At 45.2% G+C, this 9,911-nt stretch carries 9 protein-coding genes, 1 riboswitch and 1 other annotated feature; all 9 genes read right to left on the reverse strand.

Annotated features, from left to right (window positions below; all coding sequences use genetic code 11):
- Nucleotides 1–105: 105 nt before the first annotated feature.
- The 9 genes from hisIE to AB4623_RS23200 all read right to left on the reverse strand — a co-directional run bounded on the left by hisIE (nucleotide 106) and on the right by AB4623_RS23200 (nucleotide 9,350).
- A complete protein-coding gene (hisIE, locus tag AB4623_RS23160; protein ID WP_017060271.1) occupies nucleotides 106–756 on the reverse strand; it encodes a bifunctional phosphoribosyl-AMP cyclohydrolase/phosphoribosyl-ATP diphosphatase HisIE in 651 nt (216 codons plus the stop codon).
- On the reverse strand, nucleotides 753–1,526 hold the full coding sequence (gene hisF, locus AB4623_RS23165) for an imidazole glycerol phosphate synthase subunit HisF (protein WP_017060270.1): 774 nt from the start codon (nucleotides 1,524–1,526) through the stop codon (nucleotides 753–755). Before hisF ends, hisIE begins: the two co-directional genes overlap by 4 nt.
- A complete protein-coding gene (gene hisA, locus AB4623_RS23170) occupies nucleotides 1,508–2,245 on the reverse strand; it encodes a 1-(5-phosphoribosyl)-5-[(5-phosphoribosylamino)methylideneamino]imidazole-4-carboxamide isomerase (protein WP_372147438.1) in 738 nt (245 codons plus the stop codon). Before hisA ends, hisF begins: the two co-directional genes overlap by 19 nt.
- Nucleotides 2,246–2,288: 43 nt before the next feature.
- The gene (hisH, locus tag AB4623_RS23175; protein WP_017060268.1) at nucleotides 2,289–2,903 is read right to left on the reverse strand and encodes an imidazole glycerol phosphate synthase subunit HisH; all 615 of its coding nucleotides are present in this window, start codon (nucleotides 2,901–2,903) and stop codon (nucleotides 2,289–2,291) included.
- 9 nt (nucleotides 2,904–2,912) lie between these two features.
- A complete protein-coding gene (gene hisB / locus AB4623_RS23180; protein WP_017067390.1) occupies nucleotides 2,913–4,001 on the reverse strand; it encodes a bifunctional histidinol-phosphatase/imidazoleglycerol-phosphate dehydratase HisB in 1,089 nt (362 codons plus the stop codon).
- 129 nt (nucleotides 4,002–4,130) lie between these two features.
- Nucleotides 4,131–5,171 (reverse strand): histidinol-phosphate transaminase, encoded by a 1,041-nt coding sequence (gene hisC / locus AB4623_RS23185; protein WP_017060266.1) that lies wholly within the window; start codon nucleotides 5,169–5,171, stop codon nucleotides 4,131–4,133.
- A 9-nt stretch (nucleotides 5,172–5,180) separates the two neighbouring features.
- Entirely contained in the window at nucleotides 5,181–6,482 is a 1,302-nt protein-coding gene (gene hisD / locus AB4623_RS23190) for a histidinol dehydrogenase (protein WP_017065318.1), read from the reverse strand.
- Nucleotides 6,482–7,378, reverse strand: coding sequence for an ATP phosphoribosyltransferase (gene hisG, locus AB4623_RS23195; RefSeq protein ID WP_017060264.1), 897 nt, complete (start codon nucleotides 7,376–7,378; stop codon nucleotides 6,482–6,484). Before hisG ends, hisD begins: the two co-directional genes overlap by 1 nt.
- Nucleotides 7,379–7,431: 53 nt before the next feature.
- Nucleotides 7,432–7,567 (reverse strand) — a sequence feature (His leader region).
- A 190-nt stretch (nucleotides 7,568–7,757) separates the two neighbouring features.
- Nucleotides 7,758–9,350, reverse strand: coding sequence for a Na+/H+ antiporter NhaC family protein (locus AB4623_RS23200; protein ID WP_017060263.1), 1,593 nt, complete (start codon nucleotides 9,348–9,350; stop codon nucleotides 7,758–7,760).
- A 112-nt stretch (nucleotides 9,351–9,462) separates the two neighbouring features.
- A riboswitch (Lysine riboswitch) is annotated at nucleotides 9,463–9,640 on the reverse strand.
- Between the last annotated feature and the right edge of the window lie 271 nt (nucleotides 9,641–9,911).

The following is a 9,911-nucleotide window of genomic DNA, read 5'->3' on the forward strand; positions in this document are numbered from 1 at the left end:
AAATCTTGAAATCTTGAAAATTAAAAAACTAAAAAGCCCCGTAAACATGTTTGTTTGCGGGGCTTTTGTCTGTCTTTTACGCGGTTCTATTAATCTAAAGAGAGCTTACTTATGACGCTCTTTCAGCTTATTTACCACATCATCCATCGATAAGCCTTGGTCTTGAAGAAGAACCATTAGGTGGTAAATCAAATCTGCTGATTCACACACTAACTCCGCCTTATCGCCCGACGTCGCCGCAAGCGCGACTTCAACGCCTTCTTCGCCCACTTTTTGCGAAATACGCTTGGTGCCACGGGCATATAGACTGGCAGTATAAGAAGATTCAGGATCGGCGTCCTTGCGGGCAGCCAATAGCTGCTCAAGCTGATGAAGCCACACCATCTGAGACTCTTCTTGCTTGTCTCCATCCCAACACGTTGTTGTACCTGTGTGGCACGTTGGACCAATGGGATTAACTTTAACCAGTAAGGTGTCGCTGTCACAGTCCAAGGCGATGTTTTGCAGTTGCAATACATTGCCCGACGTTTCACCTTTCGTCCAAAGACGCTCTTTTGTGCGAGAGAAAAACGTCACATTGCCAGTTTCACCCGTTTTCTCAAGTGCGGCTGGGTTCATGTATCCCATCATTAGCACTTGGCTTGACTGGTAATCTTGAACAATCGCTGGCACTAAGCCATCTACTTTTTCCCAGTTAATACGCTCTGACAATGCGCCTACTTCTGTTTTTGATAAGCTTACGGGTTCAAAACTCATAGTCGCACCTCTACATCTTGTTGTTTTAAATACTGTTTAAGTTCACCAATATTGATGACTTGTTTGTGGAATACCGAAGCCGCAAGTGCTCCATCCACGTTGGTCTTTTTATAAGCTTCAGCAAAGTGCTCCATTGCACCAGCGCCACCAGAGGCAATCAATGGCACATTACACACTTCACGCACCATGTTTAACTGATCGATATCATAGCCGTTACGAACGCCATCTTGGTTCATCATGTTTAACACAATCTCACCTGCGCCACGCTTCTGTACTTCCTGCACCCAATCTTTGGTTTCCCATTTGGTTGCTTTAGTACGCGCTTCATCGCCTGTAAATTGGTAAACCTGATATTTACCGGTTTCTTTGTCGAAGTATGAATCGATACCGACAACGATACACTGAACGCCAAACTTATCAGCAAGGTCAGTAATCAGCTGTGGATTAGCCAATGCCGGTGAGTTGATTGACACTTTATCCGCACCAAACTCAAGAATGCGCGCTGCATCTTCTGCTGATTTAATACCACCAGCGACACAGAAAGGGATATCGATCACTTCAGCTACGCGTTTCACCCAGCTTTTATCGACCACACGGCCATCACTTGATGCGGTGATGTCATAAAATACCAATTCATCGGCGCCCTCTTCTGCATAGCGTTGTGCTAGCGGAACGATGTCACCAATAATTTCGTGGTTACGGAACTGAACGCCCTTAACCACTTGTCCGTCACGGACATCCAAACAAGGGATTATGCGCTTTGCCAACATGCAAATGCCTCCTCTGCGGTAAACTTGCCATCAAGTAGCGCACGACCCACAATCACACCCGCAACACCGCTGCCTTTAAGCGCTTCGATATCAGCTAGGCTGCCAATGCCGCCCGATGATTGGAATTGCACTTGTGGGTACTGCTTACAAAGATCAACATAGAGCTCTACGTTTGATCCTTCTAGCGTGCCGTCACGTGAAATATCGGTACACAGCACGTGTTTAAGGCCAACCGTGAGGTAGTCTTCAATCAGCGCTTCAATAGTCACACCTGAATCTTCTTGCCAACCTGAAATCGCCACTTTACGTGTGCCGCTTTCATCAATGTTGATGTCTAGAGCCAGCACGATTTTTTCCGCGCCATACTTCTCCATCCAACCTTTCACCAACTCAGGTTGCTTAACGGCTGTAGAACCAACCACAACGCGCTGTGCGCCAGCTTCTAGCAGAACAACGACATCTTGTTCGTTACGCACGCCACCACCAATCTGGATGTTCGCAGGCGTGCTAGCAAGGAGCTTAGCAATCAAGTCTAACTGACGAGCCGTTGTGTCTTTTGCGCCCGTTAAGTCAACAAGGTGCAGCCAGCCAGCGCCAGCTTGGTGGTACAGATTAAACTGCTCTGCTGGGTCTACTTTGTATTCTGTTACTTGCCCGTAGTCTCCTTGGAATAAGCGAACTACTTGGCCTTCAATTAAATCTAACGCGGGAATAATCATTTACATTCCTTATATGGCAACGTTAGCCGCTGCCTAATCCTTATTACAATTCCAAGAAGTTCTGAATCAGCTTAGAGCCAGCTTTCGAAGATCGCTCTGGGTGGAACTGAACACCATAATAATTGCCACTTTGAACCGCCGCAGTGAACGGATTACCGTAATCACATTGTGCGATTGTGTAGTCGCCCACTGGCATTGCGAAGCTATGAACAAAGTAGAAGTATTCGCCTTCTTCAATGTCTTTAAATAGAGGATGATTAGGTGTTGCCGTTACGGTGTTCCAACCCATGTGTGGTAATGGCAAGTCGCCCGTTTCAAGTAAACGAACTTCACCATCACACAAACCTAGGCATTCAACTAACTCATCAGCCTTTTGACCTTTCTCTTGAGACAGTTTGCCTAACAGCTGCATACCTAGACAGATACCCAGCAGAGGCTTCTCAACTTGCTTGACAAGGGTAACAAGGTCACGCTCTTGCAGGTTCTTCATTGCCTCACTTGCTGTACCTACACCGGGTAGGAATAGCTTGTCGGCAGCAAGAACCACTTCTGGTTCTTTTGAAATTTCAACTGCGTAGCCCAAACGTTCAATCGCAAACTTCACCGATGAAACGTTGGCACAACCAGTATCAATAATAACGACTTTTTGCTCTTTCATACCTAACCCTTACAGAACGCCTTTGCTGCTTGGTAACTCGTTACCTTCAACTTTGATTGCTTGGCGAAGAGTACGGCCAAACGCTTTGAACAGGCTCTCAATGATGTGGTGATCATTATTGCCATCAGAAGAAAGGTGTAGCGTACAAGCCAATGTATCAGTTAGAGAACGGAAGAAGTGAACCACCATCTCGGTTGAAAGATCACCCACTTGCTCACGGCTGAATTTAGCATCGAACTTCAGGTATGGGCGACCAGAAAGGTCTAACGCACACTGAGCCAAACACTCATCCATTGGTAGGCTGAAACCAAAACGGCCAATACCACGTTTGTCGCCTAGTGCATCTTTCAATGCTTGGCCTAAAGCAAGAGCGGTATCTTCTACCGTGTGGTGATCATCGATGTGCAGATCGCCTTTCACAGTCAGGTTCATTTGGAAACCACCGTGTGTCGCGATTTGATCAAGCATGTGGTCGAAGAAACCCATGCCGGTATCGATCTTGTTGCCACCGGTTTCATCAAGGTTTACTGCAACCTTGATATCTGTTTCTTTAGTGGTACGAACTACTTCAGCAATACGCGCATTAACCGTCAGATCTTTAACGATTTGTGGCCAGTTAAGCGTGCCTTCAGTTTCCGCATCCGGGCTATATTGAATACCGCGGATTGCCATGTTCTCTGCCAGTTGAAGATCCGTCATTCGGTCGCCAATCACAACAGAGTGTTGGAAATCGACTTTACCGCCTTGTAGGTACTCTTTAACCATACCCAGTTTAGGCTTACGGCAAGAGCAGTTGTCTTCGTCAAAGTGAGGGCAAATAAGCACGTCGTCAAACTTAACGCCTTGAGATTCGAAGAACTCCATCATCATATTGTGTGGTGCATCGAAATCTTCTTGTGGGTAGCTATCGGTACCTAAACCATCTTGGTTAGTCACCATCACTAGACGGTAACCAGCATCTTGCAAAGCAAGCAGGCTAGGAATTACTCGCGGTTCGAATTTTAGCTTGTCTAAACGGTCTACTTGAAAGTCAACTGGCGGCTCAACAATTAAGGTGCCGTCACGGTCTATAAAAAGTATTTTCTGTTGTTTACTCACTTGAACTTCCTTTTAATTTTAAATCTGGTGGCCTAGCTAAAATCAAACGCTAACCCAAAATATTGGTTTCACTTGCCAGCCCAATTAATCAACTCAAACTGGCAAATGTTATTACTGGTAAGCCTTTCATTACTGATAAAAGTTACGAATGAATCCAAGTGTCTTTTCGCACTCTTCGCGGTTACCAATACTAATACGAACACAGTCTTCAATAGGTGAATTACGCAAAATAATGCCCGTATCCCAAGCCGCTTTAAATAACTCATCGCCGTTCGGGAATTTCACCAGTAAGTAGTTACCCCAGCCATCAAAAACCGTCACTTGAGGCATACCTAATAGACCCGCCTGCAAATACGCTCGGTTAGCACTTAAATCTAGAACTTGGAACTTAGCTCGCGCTAGTCCTTGCTCTGAGAGAGCTTGAACGGCAATGTCAGCAACAGGGATTGGCACTGGATAAGGAGCAATCACTTTCAACAGTACATCGATAAGCTCTTTGTTCGCTAGCGTAAAGCCACAACGTAAGCCCGCCAAAGCAAAGGCCTTCGACAAGGTGCGCAGAATCGCTAGGTTTGGATATTGCTCAAGCAAATCAACGGTTGACGCTTCTGGACAAAAATCGATATACGCTTCATCCATCACCACAATCGCTTTGTCTTGTGTCATTTCAAGCAGCTTGATGATGTCTTTACGATCAACTAAATTACCGGTTGGGTTATTTGGGCTACAAACAAACACCACTTTTACGTTGTCGAGCTGAGCTTCGATAGCTGGAAGATCCAATTGCCATTCAGAAGTAAGAGGCACAACTTTACGCTCAACACCAATCGTCTCTGCACTGATTGCGTACATACCGTAAGTAGGTGGGCAGTAAAGAATAGCGTCTTCGTTCGGCTCACAGAAAGCACGAATCAATAACTCAATGCCTTCGTCAGCACCACGAGTCGTCAGTGTTTGCTCTGATTTCACGCCTGCGTATTGAGCGTAAGCATCAATCAGCTCTTTTGGCTGACATTCGCTGTAACGGTTAAGACGAGACAAGTTCAGGTTGTACTCGTTATCAAACGGAGATTCGTTGGCGTTTAGCCATACATCACCAGTACCGCCTATGCGTCTTGCAGACAAGTAAGGTGTTAGAGCCTGAACTTGTTTTCTTGCTAACTTTTCCATGCCCTACCCTTATTTCGCTTTATTTAACTTTTCAACTCGGATAGTCACAGCGCGTTTGTGTGCATCCAAACCTTCGGCTTCCGCCATTGTTACTACTGTTGGCGCTAGGCCTTTCAACCCATCGGCTGTAAGCTCCTGCACCGTCATTCGCTTAGAGAAATCAGCCAAACCTAGGCTTGAATACGTCTTGGTATAACCGTAAGTCGGAAGAACGTGGTTTGTGCCGGATGCGTAGTCACCTGCAGATTCTGGAGACCAGTCACCAAGGAAAATTGAGCCTGCATTATCTAGCAATGGCAGCAATTCACGTGGGTTCTTGGTTTGAACGATCAAGTGCTCAGGACCGTAGAAATTCGAAATCGCAATCGCTTGAGTGATCGATTCAGCAATGATGATTAAGCTTGAAGCCAATGCTTGCTGAGCGATGTTCGCACGAGACAGTTCTTTCAGTTGCTTTTGAACCGCTTCTGTTACTTGGTCTGCAACCACTGGAGATGGAGTTACCAATACTACTTGAGAGTCAGGCCCGTGTTCCGCTTGGCTCAACAAATCCGCTGCAATGAAGTCTGCATCAGCCGTTTCATCAGCAATCACTAACACTTCAGATGGGCCAGCTGGCATATCAATAGCTGCTCCGCGGAAGTCATTACTCACTTGGCGCTTTGCTTCCGTAACGTAGGCATTACCTGGGCCGAAGATCTTATCGACTTTAGCCACACTCTCGGTACCGTAAGCCATTGCTGCAACCGCTTGACCACCACCAACGTTGTAAACTTCGTCGATCTTACAAAGCTTAGCGACATACAAGATTTCATCAGCGATTGGCGGAGGTGAACAAAGCACAACCTTACGACAACCTGCGATTTGAGCAGGAACACCTAACATAAGAACCGTTGACGGTAGTGGCGCACTGCCACCGGGAATATAAAGGCCAACAGTATTAATCGCGCGCGTCACTTGCTCACACACAACACCAGGCTGTGTCTCAACCTTAATTGGCTGCGGCTTTTGAGCTTCGTGAAACTTCGCAATGTTGCTATAAGCTTGCTCTAACGCTTGCTTCATCTCTGGTGTTAGACGAGCACACGCCTCTTCAATCTCACCCGAACTGACTCGGATAGATTCTGGAGTTACACCATCAAACTTTGCAGTCAGCTTTTTAAGCGCGGCATCGCCTTCATTTCGTACTTTTGCAATAACATCAGAAACAGTCGCTGTGATGTTTGCACCTTCAGTAATAGCTGGACGCTCTAATACCGAGTCTTGCTGTGATTCACTTAAAGATTGCCAAACAACGGTTCTCATCGTCACTACCCCATCATTTTTTCGATTGGTAATACTAGAATCGAGCTTGCACCCAACTCTTTCAGCTGTTCCATTGTTTCCCAGAACAAGTTCTCTGTACTTACTAGGTGCACGGCAACTTTGTCTTTGTCTGTAGATAGAGGAAGAACCGTTGGATCTTCAGCACCAGGCAGTAATGCTTTGATTTGCTCTAGTTGAGAGGTTGGCGCGTGAAGCATGATGTACTTCGACTCTTTCGCTTGTTGAACACCCTGCATACGAGTCAGTAGTTTTTCAATCAGTGCGGTCTTGTCTGCGTCGAAGTCGCCAACACGTTGAATCAGTGTTGCTTTCGATTGGAAGATAGCTTCTGCTTCTTTTAGGCCGTTCGCTTCAAGCGTTGCACCTGTAGAAACTAAATCAGCGATAGCGTCTGCAAGGCCAGCGCGAGGCGCGACTTCAACCGAACCTGTTAGCATACAAGTGCTGAACTCAACACCCTGCTCGTCCATGTAGGCTTTAAGTAGTTGTGGGTAGGTTGTCGCAATACGTTTGCCCGCTAAGTCTTGTGGGCCGTTGTATTCTTCGTCTTTATTAATAGCGATTGAAAGGCGGCAACCACCGAAGTCTAAACGACGTAGTGTGCGGAACTCTGAAGGCTCTTTAAGAGCAACACGATCTAGACGAACTTCTTCTAGTTCATTTTCACCGATGAAACCAAGGTCAACTACACCATCCATGATAAGACCTGGGATGTCGTCATCACGAACGAGTAACAAGTCGATTGGCATATTTAGTGAGTGAACCACTAGGCGCTCACCCATGATATTAAATTTAACACCACATTTTTTAAGTAGGTCTTGGCACTCTTTACTTAAGCGACCTTTCTTTTGAATTGCGATTCTTAGGCGTTGTGTCTGCATTGCTGTATCCCTGTGCAAATATTTGAATTTATTGATTATTTAAAAGCGCTAAAACTAAAAAACCCTCGGGGACTTTGTCATCCCGAGGGTCTAAATCTAAATTCTTTTGACTTAACCTCCGGGAGTAATCTTGCTCCCGGGTATACGTAAATCTCCCCGAAAGACTAGATAGGGTGATGATGGTGATGAATGTTCATTACTAATTTACGCATACTTATCAGCTCTTAGGTTGTTTGCTGTCTTGTCTCCACACTAACTAAGCTGACATCCTTTTTCAACCATTTATTCGAACTTTTTTCACGAAACTTAAAATTAAATTAACAGGCACAAAAAAGGGAGGCAAACGCCTCCCTGATAGTTTACTGATTAACTTTCAATTTTAGCTTTTGCACGTCGCCATTTTGCAGCGAGAGAAGTAAGCCAATGCAAAACATACAGCAACAAACGTTAGAGACGCTGCGCCAAATGCGATGCCAATTGAAGATGTCATACCTAGAGTGATGAAACCAATGCACGATACGAACGCTACAGACAACGCGTATGGAAGCTGAGTCGAGACGTGGTCGATGTGGTTACAACGAGCACCAGTAGAAGACAGAATCGTCGTATCTGAGATTGGAGAACAGTGGTCACCAAATACTGCACCCGCTAGAACCGCACTTAGCATTGGAAGAATCAGTGCGATATCCGATGCTGCAGCCATATCACCCGCGATTGGTAGCATGATACCGAACGTACCCCAAGATGTACCTGTAGAGAACGCCATAACGCCCGCTAGAAGGAACAACATAACCGGTAACCAGTGGTAATCAATGCTGCCTGTTACTAGAGACGATAGGTAAGAACCCGTTTTCATGTCGCCGATAACAGAACCGATAGTCCATGCAAACACAAGAATCAGAATCGCGCCAAACATAGAGCTAGCACCGATCCACATTGTTCTTGCGATATCAGTCATAGATAGCTTTTGCTTGAATACTGTCGCTAGTGCTACTAGTAAGCCAATAACACCACCGTAAACAAGAGACTTACCTACATCCGTGTTTTCGAATGCGCCTAGAAGGTTGAATGCTTGGCCATCAGCAGCCAGCGCTTGGCCGCCTGTGTAAAGCATTGCAGCCACTGTCGCTACAATTAGCGATACGATTGGCATAACAAGATCAGAAACTGAACCGTTTTCGCTCTCTTCGATATCTAACTCTTCGTTTAGATCGTGAGCTTGCTTTTGATCGTTGTCACCTTCAAAGCCACGGCCTTGAGATGCTTCGATCTCATGCTCACGCATCTTACCAACGTCTAGACCGAACCATGCTACTGCGAACACCATTAGTAGTGCGAATACAGCGTAGAAGTTCATTGGGATAAGACGAACGTAAGCACCCAGTGCAGAATACTCTGTCACACCGTGTGTCACTAAGATGCCACCAATGATCGTGATGATGTAAGCACCCCAGCTAGAAGCAGGCATGATCACACACATAGGAGCAGCAGTTGAATCTAGGATATAAGCAAGCTTAGCGCGAGATACATAGAAGCGGTCTGTTACAGGACGAGAGATAGCACCAACCGCTAGGCTGTTAAAGTAGTCATCAACAAAGATGAATACACCTAAGAAAGCAGCAAGTAGTTTTGAACCACGTTTGCTCTTAACGCGAGACTGTGCCCACTCCGCGAATGCGCGAGTGCCGCCAGACAGTGTTAATAATGCCGTTGTCATTCCAAGAATAATTAGGAATGCAATGATGCTCATGTTCCAAGTGTTGATGCCACCATCTTCGATGAAAACACCAGATGCTTTAGTAAACACGTAGCTAGCTGCGTTACCTACTGAGTAATCAGCAAGTAGAATCGCACCCATGATGATACCGACACCCAAAGAAACCAATACACGGCGGGTAACAATAGCAAGGCTCAAAGCCACAAGGGGCGGAAGCAAAGATAAAGGTGATGTTGCAAAATCTATTAAATTCATGATCTTCAAAAACCAGTTTTTTATTTGGCTAGAGATCTACTGCAGACAAACTTGATACGGCTGACCAAGCTCATGTTGAACTAAGCGAAAGGGAAGTGAACACTTCACCCAACCCTACAGTAGCGCTCCATAGTTTAAAATTAAGACTATGGCAGTGTTGTACCTATTGAGCACAACCCCAGCAAATTGCTTAGATATACAATTTACTTCGGCAATTACACCTTTCATTCCCGTTCATTGGCATCACCCCAACGGAAGTTACTTTTTATAATTGCACCTCTACGTGCGATAACATTATTAACCGTGTAAACCAGAGTTTAACAACAAATTAACCAACACCTCGCATCAGGTAGCCGCAATTGTACTCACCAAGAGCAACAATGCAACATATCATTCCGAGAAAAATAGCTTTTTGTTAATGAACTAATCAATAGAAGAATAGTCTACATAAGTTGACTACTCCACCTGTCACATATCATTTTTTAAGATATTCTTAATAATTATTATAAATTCAATAGAAATACTGCTCTGAATTTTCAACTATTCATCTCACTTTTATAT

The organism is Vibrio sp. 10N.222.52.C12, from assembly GCF_041474215.1.
GTDB lineage: Bacteria > Pseudomonadota > Gammaproteobacteria > Enterobacterales > Vibrionaceae > Vibrio > Vibrio crassostreae_C.

Coding starts and splice junctions, on each gene's coding strand:
- hisIE (WP_017060271.1), bottom strand. CDS start 756: ATGAGTTTTGAACCCGTAAGCTTATCAAAAACAGAAGTAGGCGCATTG.
- hisF (WP_017060270.1), bottom strand. CDS start 1,526: ATGTTGGCAAAGCGCATAATCCCTTGTTTGGATGTCCGTGACGGACAA.
- hisA (WP_372147438.1), bottom strand. CDS start 2,245: ATGATTATTCCCGCGTTAGATTTAATTGAAGGCCAAGTAGTTCGCTTA.
- hisH (WP_017060268.1), bottom strand. CDS start 2,903: ATGAAAGAGCAAAAAGTCGTTATTATTGATACTGGTTGTGCCAACGTT.
- hisC (WP_017060266.1), bottom strand. CDS start 5,171: ATGGAAAAGTTAGCAAGAAAACAAGTTCAGGCTCTAACACCTTACTTG.
- hisG (WP_017060264.1), bottom strand. CDS start 7,378: ATGCAGACACAACGCCTAAGAATCGCAATTCAAAAGAAAGGTCGCTTA.
- AB4623_RS23200 (WP_017060263.1), bottom strand. CDS start 9,350: ATGAATTTAATAGATTTTGCAACATCACCTTTATCTTTGCTTCCGCCC.